Origin of the sequence: Chryseobacterium sp. JUb7 (genome assembly GCF_024806495.1) — a bacterium.
Lineage (GTDB): Bacteria > Bacteroidota > Bacteroidia > Flavobacteriales > Weeksellaceae > Chryseobacterium.
On the sequence record NZ_JANUFF010000021.1, the window covers coordinates 1 to 20,324 of the forward strand.

At 34.5% G+C, this 20,324-nt stretch carries 11 protein-coding genes and 1 tRNA gene; 9 read left to right on the top strand and 3 right to left on the bottom strand.

The window, feature by feature from the left end:
- Positions 1–152 precede the first annotated feature (152 nt).
- Together M2373_RS21960 and M2373_RS21965 are read right to left on the bottom strand one after the other, a co-directional pair.
- Entirely contained in the window at positions 153–494 is a 342-nt protein-coding gene (locus tag M2373_RS21960; protein WP_259113552.1) for a DUF962 domain-containing protein, read from the bottom strand.
- Positions 495–614: 120 nt separating this feature from the next.
- Positions 615–2,285 (bottom strand): APC family permease, encoded by a 1,671-nt coding sequence (locus M2373_RS21965; protein WP_259113554.1) that lies wholly within the window; start codon positions 2,283–2,285, stop codon positions 615–617.
- 248 nt (positions 2,286–2,533) lie between these two features.
- Here M2373_RS21965 and M2373_RS21970 point away from each other — a divergent pair, with 248 nt between their 5' ends.
- From M2373_RS21970 to M2373_RS21985, 4 genes are all read left to right on the top strand, one after another.
- The gene (locus tag M2373_RS21970) at positions 2,534–5,497 is read left to right on the top strand and encodes a tetratricopeptide repeat protein (protein ID WP_259113555.1); all 2,964 of its coding nucleotides are present in this window, start codon (positions 2,534–2,536) and stop codon (positions 5,495–5,497) included.
- A 94-nt stretch (positions 5,498–5,591) separates the two neighbouring features.
- Positions 5,592–7,355: a TonB-dependent receptor gene (locus tag M2373_RS21975; RefSeq protein ID WP_259113556.1), complete on the top strand. Its 1,764-nt coding sequence runs from the start codon at positions 5,592–5,594 to the stop codon at positions 7,353–7,355.
- A gap of 66 nt (positions 7,356–7,421) precedes the next feature.
- Positions 7,422–7,493, top strand: a tRNA-Arg gene (locus tag M2373_RS21980).
- Positions 7,494–7,859: 366 nt separating this feature from the next.
- Complete coding sequence (locus M2373_RS21985) at positions 7,860–8,138, top strand: S9 family peptidase (protein WP_259113557.1); 279 nt, start codon at positions 7,860–7,862, stop codon at positions 8,136–8,138.
- A gap of 82 nt (positions 8,139–8,220) precedes the next feature.
- Here M2373_RS21985 and M2373_RS21990 read toward each other — a convergent pair whose 3' ends face one another.
- Complete coding sequence (locus M2373_RS21990; RefSeq protein WP_259113558.1) at positions 8,221–9,399, bottom strand: NUMOD4 domain-containing protein; 1,179 nt, start codon at positions 9,397–9,399, stop codon at positions 8,221–8,223.
- Between the two features lie 336 nt (positions 9,400–9,735).
- Here M2373_RS21990 and M2373_RS21995 point away from each other — a divergent pair, with 336 nt between their 5' ends.
- The 5 genes from M2373_RS21995 to M2373_RS22015 all read left to right on the top strand — a co-directional run bounded on the left by M2373_RS21995 (position 9,736) and on the right by M2373_RS22015 (position 20,321).
- A complete protein-coding gene (locus M2373_RS21995; protein ID WP_259113559.1) occupies positions 9,736–11,310 on the top strand; it encodes a T9SS type A sorting domain-containing protein in 1,575 nt (524 codons plus the stop codon).
- 4 nt (positions 11,311–11,314) lie between these two features.
- A complete protein-coding gene (locus M2373_RS22000) occupies positions 11,315–14,401 on the top strand; it encodes a hypothetical protein (RefSeq protein ID WP_259113560.1) in 3,087 nt (1,028 codons plus the stop codon).
- Positions 14,402–14,407: 6 nt separating this feature from the next.
- Positions 14,408–17,869, top strand: a complete 3,462-nt coding sequence (locus M2373_RS22005) for an RHS repeat-associated core domain-containing protein (RefSeq protein ID WP_259113561.1) — start codon at positions 14,408–14,410, stop codon at positions 17,867–17,869.
- The gene (locus M2373_RS22010) at positions 17,866–18,261 is read left to right on the top strand and encodes a hypothetical protein (protein WP_259113562.1); all 396 of its coding nucleotides are present in this window, start codon (positions 17,866–17,868) and stop codon (positions 18,259–18,261) included. Before M2373_RS22005 ends, M2373_RS22010 begins: the two co-directional genes overlap by 4 nt.
- A gap of 515 nt (positions 18,262–18,776) precedes the next feature.
- Positions 18,777–20,321 (top strand): T9SS type A sorting domain-containing protein, encoded by a 1,545-nt coding sequence (locus M2373_RS22015; protein ID WP_259113564.1) that lies wholly within the window; start codon positions 18,777–18,779, stop codon positions 20,319–20,321.
- Positions 20,322–20,324 lie beyond the last annotated feature (3 nt).

The following is a 20,324-nucleotide window of genomic DNA, read 5'->3' on the forward strand; positions in this document are numbered from 1 at the left end:
TCTATTCACAAAAAAAAAAAAAAAAATATTTTTTTTTATTATTTTTTTTTTTTTTTTTTTGCTGGGGCGCCCCCCCCCCCCCCCCCCCCCGAAACTATTTTATCTATTACATCATTTTATTTAAGATGGTCTTGACTTTTAATTAAACAGATTTATTGTTCCCAAGGCTTCTTTGCAGCAGGAATTCCGGTGAATTTCTGTTTGCCGATCAGTAGCTCAAAAAACAACCTGAAATCGGAAATCAATGACCATATCGGGTATTTAAAAGTAGCAGGCTTATTTCTTTCAATCAATGCATGACTGAACCAGGCAAAGCCATATCCGAAGATCGGAATATACCATAGGAATCTTTCTTTTCCGGAGCTGATGACATATCCGATAACTACAAATACAAGGAGTGTTCCCAAAAAGTGAAAAATCCTTGTACCCATTTTGCTGTGTTCTGTTAAGTAGAACTGATAAAATTCTTTGAATGTTTTTATTCTTTCAGGCATGGCATTTTTAGTTTAGATATAAAAGATCTATAGCAATAAGTTCGCCAATTATAAAAAGAAAATCGCGAAAAGACAGATTCATCTTTTCGCGATTTTAGCAGATATATTTTGTTTAAACCGTTATGATTTTCCCAGTTTGCTGTTTTTATAGCCGTAACAGAAATAGATTACTAAACCTATTGCGAACCATATTCCGAACCAGAACCAGTTTTCATGGCTCATTCCAGTAAGAAGATATAAACATGAACTTAATCCGATTAATGGAATTAATGAAAGGTTTTTCATGAAAGTCCAGGCGCAGATTACCAGATTAATTAAAATAAAGAAGAAGATGGAAGCTCTGAATTCTCCCTCTCTGGGATCGCTCCAGTTCATTAAATTATCAAAAAATTCAGGTTGCCAGATATAGAAACCAATCAATCCTCCGATAAAAATAGCAGGAAAGATAAATTTACCATTAATGTATGGTAAGTGAAATCTTCCTTTTATTTTTTCCTTTGCAGGAAGCATCAGAACCCCGGCACAAACCAATACAAAAGCGAAAATAGTTCCTATACTCGTAAAATCTAAAATAAACGTTTTGTCGGTAAACAAAATAGGAATTCCCACTACAATACCTGTTATGACGGTAGCAAAAGAAGGCGTCTTATATTTTGGGTGTACCGTTTGAAATTTTTGAGGCATCAGTCCGTCACGGCTCATCGCGTACCAGATTCTTGGCTGTCCCATCTGGAAAACCAATAGTACCGTAGTAATGGCAACAATAGCAATAAATGATACCGTAAGTTCCATCCACGCAACGTTGGCGTTACTTTTTTCAAAAATGAATGAAAGAGGATCTCCTACACCGTCAAATTTTTTATAGTCTACCATTCCGGTTAACACTAAGGTTAAAGCAATATAAATAAAAGTACATAACACCAGTGAAATGATCATTCCTTTTGGTAATGTCTTTTGCGGATCTTTGGTTTCTTCTGAAAGAACACTTAGTGCATCAAATCCAATATAAGCGAAGAAAACTCCCGAAACGGCGCTCATTACCCCTACAAAACCATTTGGCATAAAAGAAGGAGTTCCTGTTTCAGGGCTTATTGGCGTCCAGTTTTCTGTATTGATATAGGCGAAACCTACCAGAACGACCAAAATAATAACCGCTAATTTTAAGATTACTAATGAATTGTTGAAGTTTTTACTTTCCTTAACTCCGACATAACATAACCAGGTGATTAATCCGTTGATAACCAATGCCGGAACATCAACGATGAATTTTAAGCTTCCTAATAAAGGTGCCGTCTTCCAGGCGTTAAGCAGTTCTTTGTTTTCGGATCCGTTTTTAAAAGCTTTTTGTGCTTCCGTATAACTGCAGGTTAAATAATCCGGAATATGCATGCCCAGACGCTCCAAAAAGCTGGTGAAATAATCGGACCATGAAAAAGCAACATAGATATTTCCGAAGGAATATTCCATAATCAGTGCCCAGCCGATGATCCAGGCTATTAATTCTCCAAAACTGGCATATGCATACGTATATGCAGATCCGGCAGTCGGAATTCTACTGGCAAACTCAGCGTAACAGAGTGCGGTAAACCCACAGGCAAATCCACAGATTAAATAAAGTAGGATAACGCCGGGACCTCCTCTGAAAACGGCTTCCCCCAAACTGCTGAAACTTCCAGCTCCAATAATTGCCGCAATACCGAAAAATACGATGTCCCAAACACCTAAAACCCTTAAAAGATTAGTCGATGTATCTGTTTCTGAATAGTTTTTCCTTCTGAATAGATGATTCATTAAATGTGTAGGTTTAATTTGAAAAAAACAAATGTAATTATTTCTCCGATATAATTCAGTTTTTCTTAAGGTTTCTTATGGAAAAGTTAAGAAGTCTTAAAAAATAATAGACTTATCAACAATGTGTTAAAACGCTTGTTTATACAATATCTTTTGTATATTTTCGTTCGTAAATTGTGGATAAATATTACACGAAATTTTAAATATTTAACTGATTTTCAGCTTACACGTTTTAAAATTTAAAATTAATGAAATCAAAAAAAATACTTCTAGCGGCTGCTGTATTTTATTTCGGGATTTCCGAAGCTCAACAGTCTCAATACTTTACCCAAAGAGAGGACTATAGGTTCAATCTGGCAGAAAATCTTTATCAGACTAAAATATACAACGCTTCTCAGTACGAATATGCACGACAATATTTTTATAACCAAAATTTGTCGAGATCGAAAAAAGAAGCGGCACAGTTTTTTGATAATGTAATTGGAGTTATTCTTCAGAAAAATCATGCGGAAGAGGGCTTAACTGCCTTTATAAAAGAATATCCGAATTCTGCTTATTTTGCTCAGGCTAACTTACCGCTGGCAGATTATTATCTTGCTAAAAAAGATTTTGAAAAGGCATTGGAAACCTTAAAAAAGGTTAACCAGTACCAGCTTTCAAAAGAAGAAAATACACAGTATATTCTGAAATTAGGATATGCTAAATTTATGATGGGAGATTCTAAAGGAGCAACAGATGCTTTGGAAGAAGCCTATAAAACAGCAGACAATTCTCAAAAAGGAGATATTGCGTATATGCTGGGTCACCTTTATTATTCAAACAGACAGAATGATAAGGCTTTTCAGTATTTTGACTCTGTAAAAGATCAGCCGAAATATTCTAAACTGGTACGTCCTTATTATGTTCAGATGTATTATAATGACAAAGATTATGATAAGGCTATTTCGGAAGGAACTCTTTTACTGAATGAAGATATTTCAGATTCTTACAAAGCTGAGGTTCACAAGATCATTGGTGAAAGTTATTTCATGAAAAATGATTACACTTCTGCTTATCCACACCTTAAAGACTACCTGAGTGTTCAGCAGAATCCGTCTGAAAATGATCTTTATGAAATGGGATTTGTTGCGGCTCAGCTTAAAAAATATGATGAAGCGGTTTCTTATTATAACCAATTACTGAACAGCAATTCAGCTTTGGCCCAGAATGCTTACTATCAGCTGGGAAATGCTTATCTGGCAGTTGATAAAAAACAAGAGGCACTTTCTGCTTTCCGCTCTTCTTATCAGATGAATTATGATCCGAAGGTTAAAAAACTGGCACACGAACAATATGCAAAATTAAGCTACGATATCGGGAACCCTTTTGAAAGCCCTTCGGCTGTTATTCAAAGTTATATTAATGAAAATCAGAACGCTTCCAATGCTTCTGAAATGAGATCACTCCTTGTGAAGTCATATCTGTATTCAGGAAATTTTAAAGAAACCCTGAATGCTATTGATAAACTCCAGAGTTCTTCTCCTGATATTGATAAAGTGGATCAGGAGGTCTCTTATTTATTGGGGACGGAAGAGTTTAATAAAGGGAATTATGATGGCGCAGAACAGTATTTCCTGAGAAGTTTAGGATTTAATATTAATAAAGAATTCAATAACAGAGCTTTATATTGGTTGGGTCAGGTTTATTACCAAAAAGGAAATTATCCGTCTGCGATCGCTCGTTACGAAAAATTGCTGAACGAAACTTTTCCCGAAAAACAACAGTTGCCTTATGATTTAGGATATGCTTATTTTAAATCTAAAAAATTCGATCAGGCGGAAACTTATTTCAAGCAGTATTTAAGCAATCCGAAGCCTGAGTTTAAGAATGATGCAGAACTTCGTTTAGCAGATATTAATTATGCAAATAATAATCTGAATGAAGCTATTGCCATTTATGATAAAAATGAGGATGCCACAGACTATACTTTATACCAAAAAGCAATGGCTCTAGGTTTTAAAGGAGATACTCAGGCGAAAATTACCAACTTAAAAAATCTTTTGTCAAAATATCCGGGATCAGAATATTATGACGATGCGCAATACGAAATAGGAACGGCCTACGCAGCTCAGGATGATTTTGCCAATGCCAATGATTTCTTCGGAAAAGTAATTAAAACTTCTTCAGATAAAGATCTTATTGCTAATGCTTCGATTTACAGAGCGCAGAATTATATTGATCAGAACCAGAATGACAAAGCTTTATCCGAACTGAAATCTCTGGGTGAGCAGTATAAAAATACAGCTTATGCCGAAAAAATTGTTCAGGCTGCGAAACCTATTTTTACTAAAAATGGAGATGTTGCAGGATATGAAAGTTTTGCAAAAAATATCGGTGTCAATGTAGATGCTTCTGAAATTGATGAAATCAACCTTTCAACTGCGAAACAGTATTTTACGAAAAAAGATTATAAAAATGCAATTTCTTATTACGAGAAATATTTAACGCAAAATCCGACAGGAGAGGGGCTTTATCAGGCTAAATATGAGCTTGGTGAAAGTTACTATCAGACAAAAAATACAACAAAGGCATTATTGGTTTTACAGGAGATCGCCAATGTTCAGAATGATTATCAGGATGATGCGCAAACCCGTTTAGCTCAAATTTATATTGCACAGGGAGATAATGCGGAAGCCAGAAAATATCTGGAAAATATCAAAAATTCTTCAAACATTAATGTTAAAAATTATGCGAATGTAGAATTGATGAAGCTGTATGCTGATGAAAAGAATTTTTCTCAGGCTGAAAAACTGGCTGATGCTGTAATTGCGAACAACAAAAACTCTACAGCAGTTATTGAAACGGCAAAAGTGATCAAGGCCAGAAGCCTTATGAATTCTGGGAAAGATAAAGATGCTCAGGCGGCGTATACCTCTCTTGAAAAGTCTTCAAATACTGAAGTTGCAGCAGAAGCTCTATATGCAAAAGCATTCTATCAAAATAAAGGAAAAGCTTTTAAATCTTCTAATGAAACGATCTTTAAGCTGGCTAATAATTATGCCTCTGAAGAATATTGGGGAGCAAAAGCGCTTGTTTTGATGGCTAAAAATTATGTGGGCTTAAAGGATAATTATCAGGCAAGTTATACATGTGATCAGATCATTAATAACTATAAAGACTTCCCTGAGATTGTAGCTGAAGCGAAAGAAGTTAAGAAGTTGATTAAAAAGTAAAAAAGTAAATGTACAAGGTAGAATGTAAAAAGTAAAATGTAGAATTGAAAATACATTATACATCCGACATTATACATTAATACCAATAATAAAGATGAACAAAAGAATTCAATTATTATCCATCATATTTCTAGGGATTTCGTCGGTCGCGTTTTCCCAAATCAAAGAAGAGAAGCTGATTCTTAATAAAAAAAGAGAGCCGGAAGTAAAAAAGATCGAAAAAAAGAAAACTTCCGTGGAAACGATTAAGAATTATCCCCCGGAAGAAAAATCTCAGAATCCTATAAAATATACTATTACGGATGTTCCTGCAGTTTCAGATTTTAAGACTTCCACGATCCAGGGTCAGGATGTTACTCCAAAATTTGACGGGACTGCTCAAAATAATTATATCCAGTTCGGAATGGGGAACTATGGTAAAATCTTAGGAGATGCCAATATTTCGGCGAGACTTCAGAATAAGCTTGAAGTAGGATTGGATGCCCACTTTCTGTCAACGCTGGGGCTGAAAAAAGAATATCCTTGGGATTCAAAACAGAGTTCAACAACATTGGGAGCTTTCTTAAACTCTTACGGAGATAAAGGGAAGTTTAATTTGAATGCAGAATATGGCTTAAACAGTAATAATTATTATGGTATCTATGCATTGCAACCCGGAGATGTTGATCTGGATCAGAGAGTCAATCAGTTTAAGGTAAACGGATATTATGATTTTTATTCTAACGAAATTTTAAATGATGTAAGAGTAAAATCATCATTTTTAAAAGATCATTTTGACGCTCAGGAAAATCAGGTTTCATTATTGGCTAATCTTTCCAAGCATGCCGTGGAAATCGGGAAATCAGGAATTAACCTGAATGCTGATTTGGGAGTTGGATTGGAAGCTGTAAAAAGTGAATTTGCAATCAGAGATAAAAATACATCCAACTTTGTAAATACGAGTCTGACACCAAAAGTTACTTTCAGAAAAGGAGAGTCTTATTTAATGTTAGGTTCATCATTTTCGTTCCTGAATTCAAAAAATTCCAACGATCTGATGGCTGAACAAATGAAAAATAATAAAACATACTGGTTTCCGCAGGCAGAATTTCAATATGCAGCTGCTAATGAGTTCAAATTTTATGGTGGCGTTGACGGAGGTTTAAAGCTGAATACTTACGCAGATTTACTGCAACAAAATCCATTTATACTATCGGATCAGTATTTAAGACCTACTGAAACAAAGTACCATTTTTATGTAGGTTTAAGAGGGGATATTGATGAAACTTTTAAGTATGATGTTGCTGCAGGATTTGGAAAAATGAAGGATATTATGTTTTTCAAAGCAAATGGATTGTTTGATGATACCTATACTTTAAACCGTTCGGCTTATAATTATGCAAATACGTTCTCTGCCATTTATGACGATGGAAATGTGAGTGATATTAAAGGAAGTTTACAGTATTTCCCTTTGGCTAATTTAATATTGGATGGAGAAGTAAAATTCACAAAATTTGATCTGAAAAACTACGAAGATATTTACAATGTTCCATTGCTGACAGCAAGTATTGGCGCTAAATATACCATGCTTGATAAAAAATTATTGCTAGGTTTCAAGGGGATTTTTGCAAGCGACAGAACTACGAATTCCTTTATGATTGAGGGAGTTGGAAGTCCGATGATGTACCAGTCAACTGAGAATACCAATGACAAAGTAGGTGGGTATGCAGATTTAAATCTTTCCGCAGAGTATAAAATTCACAAAAATTTCAGTATTTTCGCGCTTGGAAATAATCTTCTAAGCTCAAAATATCAGACGTACAAAGGATATAAAGTTCTTGGCGCACAGATTTTGGGAGGAGTGAAGATCACTTTCTAAAATAAATAATGGGTAATGAGTAGTATTTGAAATTACTTATTATTTATTACCCATTACTTATAAATAGGCTGCATAGTTTAATGGATAGAACTTTGGATTTCGGCTCCAACAGTGAGGGTTCGAATCCTTCTGCGGTCACTCTCCGGGAAAGAGCACTTTTAGAAGTGCTCTTTCCTTTTTTTTACTTTGTAACTAATTGTTAATTAGTATTATTTGAGTAAGTGTGGAATTTAATTTAGGTGTTCGAAAAGCATTTTCTTGAAATTCAAGTTTTTCGGCCAAAATCGAACACAATATAGAATTTTTTGTCTCATTATCACCTTTAATGTACAGTTGAGAAAGGTTTGGCAAAATGTTTAGAACTTGGTCAAGCTTTGCCCTAATATCTATATTTTTACGTGACAGCCTTTGATTCTGAAGTTCCATTTCAAGTTCATCAATTTTTTTCTTACTTTCATTTTTAATGATCTGATAATTGTCAAAATCTAAAATAATTCCATCCTGTTGACAGAAAATGTTAATGTACCCATTTTACTGTGGACCGGGAAGAGCGACCGCAGGATAGTGTGGGATCAGACAATGGAATTTTTTATTGGACTTAAAAGGAATAAAAAAGAGGTTGTGGCGCTATTTTATCCAAATCAGGCTCATGTATTGACCACCGGTTCCAAAGCTGAAGAAGATCTGGCTCAGAAGATAATGGACTGGTGGGACTATTTTTTGAAGGGCAAACAGAATATACCTTGGATTGAAAGGCAAGCGTTTGACAATAAAAAACTTTAAATATGAGTTGACGATTGTATTGTAAAGCAAAAAAAATGCAGATGATCCAAATCGACAAGAGAAATCATGTACTCTTGTCGATTTATTTTTCTGATATTTTCATTAAATGAGCAGATGCAGATTCTAGCTCAAGGTTAGCCACATCAAGATCCCATTTGGGATTATTTTTGTTAACGATAACCAATGCTTTGTTCTTTAAGTCAAACTTCTTAACAAAACAGTAATAAAGCAGTCTGTTAATCCGTATTTGAATTCTTTTACCATTACAATTAAGATTTGTATAAAAATAATAGTTTTCTCTGGAAGAGCAATCGATAAAAAGAGAAATAATGTGTTCTTTTAAAAACCTTTTATTTTTACTTTGAGTCCATCCCTCTAATCGTTTAATTCTGCCCTTATTGGAAATAGAGAACTGGTTTATAAACCCGGGTAAAGGTTTCCAGATCTCTCCGGGAAGGTTTTCTGGAGATAAATTCATGCAGGCTGGTGGAATACTTTTATTGATTAAAGGCTGACCTAATTTTTTCCAAAGTGATGTATTAAGTATAGGATCTGAAAAAGTATTTTCAATCATTCTGTTGGGACTAAAACTGTCTTTTGGCGGTATATCCTGTTTTAAAAACCATCTGAATCCTCCAGCTGTTATTCTTTCGTTATTAATTACCAAGAATAGGTATCTTGGATGTATTCCTGTTTTTTTACTCGCAGAATCAATATCGTCAAAAGTAGCAACAAGTAAACCTTCAACTGTATATTGAGTTATAGGCTGATGATATACATCATAATGATTTTTAACCCTGTTGGTTTCAACTCTTTTAAAACGTTCCCGACTGATGGAAAGCTTTTCTAAATTTTGGACATGGATATGAAACCGATCATTATCTTTAAACGATATAAGATACGATTCTTCATGTATATCAAGCTTTTGCACAAAATGATGGTACACTAAACGGGCAACAGATTTTCTGTATCTTTTCCCCTGTGAGGATAATAAACAGGTAATATTGTAAAAATTACGATTAAGATATTTATTGAAAAATTTCATGAACTGTAATTTCATGATACGTTCGGAGGCTTTTCTTTTCCTTCCAAGTGGATCTGAAACCCAACGCTCCAGACTTTTTACTCGACCATAATTGGATATTGCATAACCTCCAAAATCATCAATCAATTTCCATTCTTCATTTGGGAGATTTTTTAAAGAAGTATTGTAAAGGACTTTTCTTACATACTCATTTTCGAATTCTTTAGGAAGTGCCATGGGGTATTTTTTACAATTTAAGATAATGATATTTGCTTACAGTATATCATCAGGACAAATATAAAAAACTTGAAACGAGACCTGCAATATTGTGGTACATAGAATAAAATCCTTTTTTATAAAAAGAACTTATAAAAAAACAAAATTGAATCCAACCATTTAGTTATTTTTTGCATCTGTATAGATAAAACGTCACGTTTTGTCGTATTAGTCAATTAAATTTGCATATAGATAATAATTAAATTAATATAAACTGCAAAATTAGCTATTGAGGATAATCATAAAAATATTACTTTTGCAGCGTTTTAAAAACTAACTAGAAACTAACATTAAGATATGAGAAAACTCTGCATGGGTGCATTTGTGATGTGCACTACTTCTGTATTGTATGCTCAGGAAGTAGTCTGGCAGAAAGACATCAAATCCAATACTCAGGATTTTCTAAGCCAGGTAACAACTACGATTGATGGACAATATTTAATTACAGGAAGTTCAATTCAAAGCAGTAAGCTTCAGACAGGAAGCAATAAGCAGAATAACGGCTACGATTTTCATTTGATTAAACTTAACGGGCAAGGCGAAGAAGTCTGGGAAAAATATTTTTCAGGACAAAATCATGATTTCCTGTCAGCTACTGTAAATACTCAGGAAGGAGGATTTCTTATAGCGGGAACTTCATATTCCGGAAAAGGTCTTGACAAAAAAGAGGATTCAAAAGGAGGATCAGACCTTTGGTTAATCCGAATCAACGAGTTTGGCGATGAGTTGTGGCAAAAGACCATCGGAACGAATGCAGATGAAGAAGCAAAATCAGTAATTCAGACAACAGATTTAGGCTTTTTTGTGGCAGGAAACATTCAGAATTCGTCTAAAGGATATGGTTCCAAGGATGTTTTGGTCGTAAGACTTGATAAAAACGGAAAAGAATTATCCCAATTAATTTTGGGAGGAAAAGGCCTGGATGAAGTGGAAAAAATGATTCCTACCAGAGACGGAGGAGCATTGTTAGGGATGTATTCCAGAAGTGGGAAAGTGTTAGGGAGCAGGAAGCTGGAGGCTGGAAGTATTTCCAAAAAAACAGAGAATTACGGAGAAGGTGATTACTGGATTGTAAAGCTCGATAAAGACGGAAAAGTACAGTGGGAAAAGAATTATGGAGGAAAAGGAGATGATCATTTAAGAACATTGGCATTGACTTCCACCGGTTATTTAGTTGGAGGAGAATCAAGATCTGAAAGGTCAGGGAATAAATCTGTCGGGATTGAAGAAGGAACTGATTTGTGGTTGATTTCTTTGGATGAAAAAGGAGAAGAGATATGGCAGAAGTCTTACAATTTCAAAAACAGGGATGTTTTAATGGGAATGAGCGTTTTACATTCTTCAGATGATAAATCTTCGAAAGGAATCTTACTGGGTGGCTATACTCAGGCAGAAGGGAGAATAGAGAATGATGATGAGACTTTTTGGATGCTTTATTTAAACGAAAGCGGCAATGAGCAGTGGCGAAAGCATGTGAAAGGAGAGTCGAGAAAGAAAGAAGAGAGGTTATCTGATATTAAATTGAATAAAGATGGCTCCATCATTTTGGCAGGTACGAGTGCCGAAGAATTAGGAAAAGAAAATTGGAAGATTGTGAAATTGGGTGACAAGCAGATTGATCAGTTGATCGAAAAGCAGGATATTAAGATTTACCCGAATCCGGTTTCAGATTATGCGTATGTAGAAATCGGATATGATTTTAAGGAAGCTGAAATAATTATGTATGATATGGGAGGAAGACAGATCCAAAACCTGAAAACTAGGAATAAGGTGACTAAGATTAATACTCAGGCACTCATTCAGGGAGCTTATCTGGTGACTATCAAAACAGATACAAATAAAACGGCGAATGCTAAATTGATTAAGAAATAAACAAATGAAGAAAATATATTTATCACTTTCTATATTACTATCTAGTATTGTATTCTCACAAAATATGCAAACTGCGGGAGCTATACAAATTAAAACACCTCAATCATATGCTTTTGAGAAGTATGGAAATGTTCCTATTAATCTATATACGGGAACTTTAGATTTGAAAGTGCCAATTTTTTCATTGCCAACAAGCAATGGGACAAATATTGATATTTTTGTATCTTATGATTCATCTGGATTTTTACCACACAAGAAGTCTGATTATGCAGGGACAGGTTGGTCTCTTTTAGCTGGTGGAAGAATTACCAGAACCTTAAACAGGGCTCCTGATGAATATCAAGGGAATCCTACCGCTAACGGTGGTCTGTTTGATTTAGGACCAGATTTACACGGATTTCTAACTGGAGTTCGTTTAAATTCATTCACAAATAACCAGACAGTATATGATCTATATAGTGGGGTTGGTGGTACTACAGCATTAAATTGGAGACTAGGAAGCGTTCAGAATGGGTATGAAGGAACTCCTGATGTATTCCATTTTAATGCAATGGGACTTTCAGGAAAATTTATGATAGGAAATGATGGAAATGTACTCGTAGAATCCAATGATCCTAACATGAAAGTAGATTTATCGGGATTAGTATCTTATGGAGGAAAACAGTTTTGTAAACCTCCTACTCAAACTATTGTGATCACCGACGGACAAGGTAATAAATATTATTTCGGAGGAGATTTTTCCAAATATGAGATTGGGTATTTATTAAAATCACCAGGTCTAGATAAAGATAATAGATTTGAAGGTCTTCCTTATATTAGTTCATTTAGTCTTGCGAAGGTTGAATTTATTAATGGGCAAACGATCACTTTAGGCTATGTACAGGATACATTAAATAATATTTTTTGCAACTTGACTACAAGCTCAATAAATCTTAAAGTTAACGCTAAAGTCCTTAATTTTGATGGTTATTTTCAAGATGGTACATCATCATGGGAATGGCAGCTTTGTCCTGGCGGATTAGCTGGATGTACTAACTTATCTGCGAATGTACCAAGTGATACTGAAAATTTTGTTTTAACTAAACGCTCCTTACTTGAATCGATAAAATACGAGGATAAAGAAATTAGAATCAACTACAAAGATGCTGGCTATCCTATTAAACATTATGAAGGAGTTTCTAATACGCTTGATTTCAATGAGTTTTTAGTAGATAATATTCAGGTTTTTGCTAATAATAACATGATCCAAAATACAGTATTTGCTTATGATGACCTTGGAGGGATGAACAAAAGACCATTTTTGAAAACAATTACAGAATCACAAAGTAATAAAGTCTACAATTTTGAGTACTATAACACTTCAAATTTACCAAAGTATATCACAAAAGGATTGGATCACTGGGGTTATTGGAACGGTAATGATACAAATGTTAGTTTAGCTCCTTTTGATACTTATAATGCAGCTACGGGTGACTATACTCTAAATAATACTTTTAGAGATACGAATGTTCAAAAATATAATATTGGTTTATTGAGTAAAATAACTTACCCAACAAAAGGATATTCTATATTTGAATATGAACCGAATTATTATGGAAGAAGGGTAGAAAGAAATTCGGCAAGTGCTTTTTTGCCTACCTTAACAAATAATGCAGGAGTTGTTGGAGGAGCAAGAATTCACAGACAGTATGATTATTCAGAAAATGGAGGAATCATTAATAATAAAACATACCAGTATGCAACTACACTAAATGGAAATACTTCGTCAGGAATACTGATGAATTGGCCTAGATACATGTATTACATAGAGTTTTCTGGTCCTGGTTATTTTGAGAAACGTATGCTTAGATCTAGTTCAAATGTCCAGCAGAACAGTATGGATAGTTATAATGTAGGATATCAAAAAGTTTATGAAATCAATGCTGGGAAAGGATATACAGAGTATAATTTTACCAACTATGAAGATTATCCCGATATTTTAAATCCTGATACGGGAAATATTAGAAATTATTTTAATAATCCTCCAAATCAAGGAACCTATCAGTCAAGCCCTGAAAATTTATATAAAAATTTTAGAAATTTGTATGGTATTGACAGAAGTATTTTAAGAGGAAAATTAAAATCTGAAATTATTTATCCCGAAGGTTCTTCAAACCCATTAAAGAAAACAGAATATGAATATAATGACAATATAGACTATAACCCGAATACTTTTAAAGATAATAATAATTATGTAACAATTAATCACCTTTCTGGATATTGGGTACAAGGCTACAAGAGGTATTTGAATACCTCGGCTCTCAAAAAGAAAATTATTACGGATTTTTTGAACAATAATCCAATAAAGAATACAACGGATTATTCTTATAACAGTAGCAATCATTTAAACTTGGTAAAAGAAAATACGATTTTGTCTGATAATTCTGAATTGTCTAAAAGTTATTCCTATGCTCAGGATATTAATATTGGTAATACGTTAATGACTTCAAAAAATATGGTGGGAATTCCAACGATTACCGAAGCAAAAAAAGACAGTAAAATATTATCAAAAACAGAAATCATTTATCCTACAACTTTGCCAACTTCACAAACAGGAAATCTGGTTTTACCATTGTCCACAAAATCTTATGATTTACAAAATCCAACTTCTGCAACCACAGAAGTAACCTATGACTTGTATGATTCCAAAGGTAACTTACAACAATATACCACAAAAGATGGTGTTCCTGTAGCTATTATTTGGGGATACAACCAAACCCAACCCATTGCCAAGATCGAAGGAGCCACCTACACTCAGGTACAAAGTTTAGCCTCTGCAATTATTACCGCATCCAATACGGATGCTTTAGCGGGAAGGAATAATGATGAGACAACCTTTTTAGATGCCTTAAAAACATTCAGAAACAGTTTATCAAATTATCAGATAACAACCTATACTTTCGATCCTTTGATTGGAGTGCGAAGCATTACACCACCATCAGGAATCCGTGAGGTTTATCTGTATGATACAGCCAATCGATTAATGGAGATAAGGGAAAATGATCAGGCAGGAAAACTTTTAAAAGAATTCAAATACAACTACAAAAACTAAGACACGATGAAAAAAATATTAATCCCAATAGGAGCATTGTTTCTATCCAATATAACTTTTGGTCAGCTTTCTACAACAGAAAACTATGTTTATAGTAAAACGTATTTAGATTACAACGGAGCTACCCCTACTAAAACCTCGGAGGTGGTCCAGTATTTCGATGGTTTGGGCAGACCAAAACAGGCGGTGAATGTCAAAGCATCTCCCCAAGGAAGAGATGTAGTAACCCATATCGAATATGATGCATTCGGAAGACAAACTAAGGAGTATCTTCCCATTCCGCAATCTCAAACATTAAACGGAGCTATTTTCCCAACTCCACTCGCCAATGCTTCTGCATCGTATGGATCAGAAAAAATCTATGCTGAAAAAGTCTTGGAAAACTCCCCGTTAGACAGAATTCAGCAGCAAATTCAGGTGGGTACAGATTGGAGTAATAAACCCGTAAAATTTGATTATGATACCAATATTACAGGTGAGATTATTAATTATACCACAACAACAACATGGGAAAACAATGCAACTAAATCTACCATTAATTATGGAGGAAATTACGGAGCCAATCAACTATACAAAAACACCGTAACCGATGAAGATGGAAACAAATCCATTGAGTTTAAAAACGGTCAGGGACAGGTTATATTAGTGAGAAAAATCAACGGAACAGAAAATGTTGATACTTACTATGTATATAATGAGTATAATCAGCTGGCATGGGTAATTCCCCCTTTATTATCTAAGAAGCAGACATGGGATTTGAGTGATCAACAGGCTCTTGCTTACGAATACCGATATGACGGAAGAGGAAGATTGGTAGAAAAGAAATTGCCTGGCAAAGGTTGGGAGCATATGGTGTATGACAAAGCGGATCGTTTGATCTTTACCCAAGATGCTAATTTAAGAGCACAAAACAAATGGCTTTTTACCAAATATGACCAATTGGGAAGACCGATCATCACAGGGCTTGTTTCGGGAACAGACAGAAACGATATGCAGACAGCAATCGGTAATAATCTTATTCTTACAGAGTATAGAAATGCTGCCGGATTTACAAAAAACGGAATGCAGATCTATTATTCCAATGACAGCTTCCCGTATTTTGATACAGCACTCTCAGTTACTTACTATGATACCTATCCTGCAGGATCACCTGCAGTAATCAATGTATTCTCACAAGAGTTATTAACTGACAATCAATTAAATGCATTATCAACAAAAGGTTTGCCAGTGGCAAGCTATGTCAAGAATATTGAAGATGACAACTGGACCAAAATGTATACCTGGTATGACACCAAAGGACGAAGTTTTGGCTCAAGAAGTGAAAATCATCTGGGAGGATATACTGTTGTCAATAATAAACTTGATTTTTCGGGTACCGTCCTTCAGACCAATACTTATCATAAAAGACTGTCAAGTGATACCGAAACAGGTATTGCAGAAGTGTTTGAATACGATCATCAAAACCGAGTTAAAAAACACTGGCACTATGTAGGTAATAATCCGGGTGAGTTATTGTCTGAAAATAATTACAATGAGCTTTCTCAATTGGAAAGTAAAAAAGTGGGAGGAGCTGCAGGAGCAGTAAATCCTTTACAACAGATCGATTATCAGTATAATATCAGAGGCTGGATGACTAAAATCAATGATCCGTCGAATTTAGGGAATGATTTGTTTGGCTATAAGATCAACTATAATCAGGTTGAAGGCTTAGAGAATCCCAATACTGATTTTATGGATCTAAAGGTTAAACCCAAATACAACGGAAATATAGCCGAAGTATCCTGGAGAACCCTGACTGAGGAAAACGAGCCATTAAAAAGATATGGCTATGTGTATGACCATTTAAACAGGTTATCTGCGGGATTTTATCAAAGAGAGGGAGCAGAAGCTGCAAGGGAATATTTTGAAATGCTGGAATATGATTTAAATGGAAATATTACAAAATTACAACGATCTGAAAATTTAATATCAGGCAATACGGCATTAGTTATTGATAAACTGAAGTATGATTATACAGGAAACAGGCTGACCAAGGTAACGGAAGAACAGATTGGAAACAGCAGTGGTTATCCCTATTTGACTACACCCAACACAATAGGCTATGATGATAACGGGAACATGATCAGTCATCCGGATAAGGGAATTAACTCAATAGCCTATAACTTTTTGAATCTACCGAATAATATAAGCGTACGGCCAGGTACTAAAGGTGCAAATACGACCCGTTCTATTTACAGGGCAGATGGTGTTAAGCTGTCAAAGGTATTTAATACCAATGCGGGAAACTCGATCACGACAACGGATTATCTGGATGGCTTTCAGTATAAATTTGACAGTGGGGGATTAGGAAGTATGAATCCTCAGGGTCTACAGTTTGTACCTACTTCAGAAGGGTATTATGATTTTACAAATAATTCTTATATTTACAACTATACGGATCATTTAGGAAATGTTCGATTAAGCTATACGGATACGAGTAAGGATGGGATTATTCAGCCCAGGCAGTATAAGATCCAACAGTGTGACGGACCCAATAATCCGCCTTTCGAGATTCCTAATTGTATAGATTATTATAAGCCAGGTGAGATTGTGGAAGTAAATAATTATTATCCTTTTGGTATGTTACATAATTATACCCTGACTACGCAGAATGCTTATCAGTATAAGTACAACGGTAAGGAATTGCAGGAGACGGGAATGTATGATTATGGTGCGAGGATGTATATGCCTGATTTAGGAAGATGGGGAGTGGTGGATCCACTGGCGGAAAAGCATCCTAATTTTAATCCAATGATGTATACTGCTAATAATCCAATTTTATTTATAGATCCTGATGGTAGAGACTGGACAATAACAGAAACATATAATAAAAAGACAAATACAACCCATTATAATATAGCTTTTACAGGTGCTGTACTAAATAGTTCTTCAAATAAAAAAATTGATATGAAAAAATTTGCTAGTGCTATTCAATCACAAACGGAGGCTTTATTTAACAAAATAGATAATAATCCTAATGTTACTGTCTCAGCAGATATAAATATTAGAACTATCGATGATAAAGATGATCTGAAAAGTACAGATACTTTAATAGAAATAAAAGATTCCAACTCCAAAGATTTTGATGTTTATAAAGATGGAAAGGCTAATGTAGTGGGAAGAGCAATGAACGGAAAAGAAATATCTGTAAACGAAAGATATGCGAATGATTTAATGAATGGTCTAAACATCAAAACTATGCCTCATGAAATTGGTCATACAGGAGGCTTGCAGCATCCTATTATGGCTACTAGAGAAACTTGGTTTGATATTCCAGAAAATTTCATAACACCTAAAAGTAATTTTATGATACAGGGAGCTATAGCAAAACCTTCTGGATTCTCAGTACATCAATTAAACAGAATGTATAGGCTATACAAAGGAGGTAAATTGAATAATAAAAAAATAAAACCCTTTGAATTAAAATGAGAAGAATAATTTTAATTGTATTGTTTGCTGCTTTTTCTTGTGTAGAAAAAAACATTGAAATAGAAAAAAAAGTATCTTTTTCAAATTTAAATGAACCAGAACAAAATATCTACATCGAGTTGTTAGAGTATTATCCTGCACAAAATAAAAAACAGTCAAATTTTTATGTTGTAAAAAATATACATAATAATGATACTTTATATGTAATTGATAAAGATAATCTTCCTATTTCCGATTTTATTAAAAATTATAAGGGTGTAGAGAATACGGCTATAGTATTAGAAAAGGGAGAATTTCAACATAAAAATGAATATTTAATAAATATTCCTGGTAATTACAATTTAGATAATAAGAAATTATATCTAGGAGAATTAATACATTTAATAGATTAATCTATTAAATGTCTGATTGAATAATGAGAGTCAAAAAAACTATCTATGAAATTTATTAAGTAATCATATATAGTAAAAAGATATAGTAGTATAAAATATTATAGACAAATTAAGAGTGTGAGAGTATTTTTCTATAATAATCAGGCTGTACCTTCTTGATACAGTTTGATTCGATACTGCCATATAAAATCAGACGATGACTATAGGATTGATAAAGGAATTTTTATCTCGGTGGGGCTTATAGTGATTCATATGATTCATAAGACGGTTGTCCAGAATTGATACGTCTCTGCTTTGTGCGATGTTTTTTATTATAATTGAATCCAGCCGTTTATTTGTTTTTTACATCTGTATAGATAAAACGTCACGTTTTGTCGTATTATGCAATTAAATTTGCATATAGATAATAAATAAATAATTAAATTAATATAAACTACAAAATTAGCTAGTGAGGATAATCATAAAAATATTATTTTTGCAGCGTTTTAAGATCAAAATAAAAACTAACACTAAATATGAGAAAACTCTACATGGGTGCATTTGTGATGTGCACGACTGCTGTATTGTATGCTCAGGAAGTCGTTTGGCAGAAAGACATCAAATCCAATACTCAGGATTTTCTAAGCCAGGTAACAACTACGATTGATGGACAATACTTAATTACAGGAAGTTCAATTCAAAGCAGTAAGCTTCAGACAGGAAGCAATAAGCAGAATAACGGCTACGATTTTCATTTGGTTAAGCTTAACGGGCAGGGTGAAGAAGTCTGGGAAAAATATTTTTCAGGACAAAATCATGATTTCCTGTCAGCTACCGTAAATACTCAGGAAGGAGGATTTCTTGTAGCCGGAACCTCTTATTCCGGCAAAGGTCTTGACAAAAAAGAGGATTCAAAAGGAGGATCAGACTTTTGGTTAATCCGAATCAATGAGTTTGGAGATGAACTGTGGCAAAAGACCATCGGTACGAACGCAGATGAAGAAGCAAGATCAGTAATTCAGACGACAGATTTAGGCTTTTTTGTTGCCGGAAACGTTCAGAACTCAGCAAAAGGATATGGTTCCAAGGATGTTTTGGTGGTGAGACTTGATAAAAACGGGAAAGAATTATCCCAATTAATTTTGGGAGGAAAAGGCTTGGATGAAGTGGAAAAAATGATTCCTACCAGAGATGGAGGAGCATTGTTAGGGATATATTCCAGAAGCAGTGCAAACGGTTCCAAAAAAACGGAAAATTATGGCGAAGGCGATTACTGGATTGTAAAGCTTGATAAAGACGGCAAAGTACAATGGGAAAAGAACTTCGGAGGGAAAGGTGACGATCATTTAAGAACATTGTCTCTGACTTCCACCGGTTATTTAATTGGTGGAGAATCAAGATCTGAAAGGTCAGGGAATAAATCTGTCGGGATTGAAGAAGGAACTGATTTATGGTTGATTTCTTTGGATGAAAAAGGAGAAGAGCTCTGGCAGAAGTCTTACAATTTCAAAAACAGAGATGTTTTGATGGGAATGAGCGTTTTACATTCTTCAGATGATAAATCTTCAAAAGGAATTCTGTTAGGAGGATATACTCAGGCAGAAGGCAGAATAGAGAATAATGATGAGACTTTTTGGATGCTTTATTTAAATGAAAGCGGAAATGAGCAGTGGCGAAAACATGTGAAAGGTGAGTCGAGAAAGAAAGAGGAGAGGTTATCTGATATTAAACTGAACAAAGATGGTTCGATCATTTTGGCAGGTACGAGTGCCGAAGAACTGGGAAAAGAAAACTGGAAGATTGTAAAATTAGGTGACAAACAGATTGATCAGCTGATCGAAAAGCAGGATATTAAGATTTATCCGAATCCTGTTTCAGATTATGCTTATGTAGAAATCGGATATGATTTTAAGGAAGCGGAGATCATGATGTATGATATGGGAGGCAGACAGATCCAGAATCTGAAAACTAAGAATAAAGTAACCAAAATCAATACACAGTCTTTGATTCAGGGAGCTTATCTGGTGACTATCAAAACAGATACAAATAAAACGGCGAATGCTAAGCTAATAAAGAAATAAAGA

What these genes read in the sequence shown, in the direction of transcription:
- M2373_RS21960 (WP_259113552.1), bottom strand. Translation starts at nt 494, where the DNA reads ATGCCTGAAAGAATAAAAACATTCAAAGAATTTTATCAGTTCTACTTA.
- M2373_RS21965 (WP_259113554.1), bottom strand. Translation starts at nt 2,285, where the DNA reads ATGAATCATCTATTCAGAAGGAAAAACTATTCAGAAACAGATACATCG.
- M2373_RS21970 (WP_259113555.1), top strand. Translation starts at nt 2,534, where the DNA reads ATGAAATCAAAAAAAATACTTCTAGCGGCTGCTGTATTTTATTTCGGG.
- M2373_RS21975 (WP_259113556.1), top strand. Translation starts at nt 5,592, where the DNA reads ATGAACAAAAGAATTCAATTATTATCCATCATATTTCTAGGGATTTCG.
- M2373_RS21990 (WP_259113558.1), bottom strand. Translation starts at nt 9,399, where the DNA reads ATGGCACTTCCTAAAGAATTCGAAAATGAGTATGTAAGAAAAGTCCTT.
- M2373_RS21995 (WP_259113559.1), top strand. Translation starts at nt 9,736, where the DNA reads ATGAGAAAACTCTGCATGGGTGCATTTGTGATGTGCACTACTTCTGTA.
- M2373_RS22000 (WP_259113560.1), top strand. Translation starts at nt 11,315, where the DNA reads ATGAAGAAAATATATTTATCACTTTCTATATTACTATCTAGTATTGTA.
- M2373_RS22005 (WP_259113561.1), top strand. Translation starts at nt 14,408, where the DNA reads ATGAAAAAAATATTAATCCCAATAGGAGCATTGTTTCTATCCAATATA.
- M2373_RS22010 (WP_259113562.1), top strand. Translation starts at nt 17,866, where the DNA reads ATGAGAAGAATAATTTTAATTGTATTGTTTGCTGCTTTTTCTTGTGTA.
- M2373_RS22015 (WP_259113564.1), top strand. Translation starts at nt 18,777, where the DNA reads ATGAGAAAACTCTACATGGGTGCATTTGTGATGTGCACGACTGCTGTA.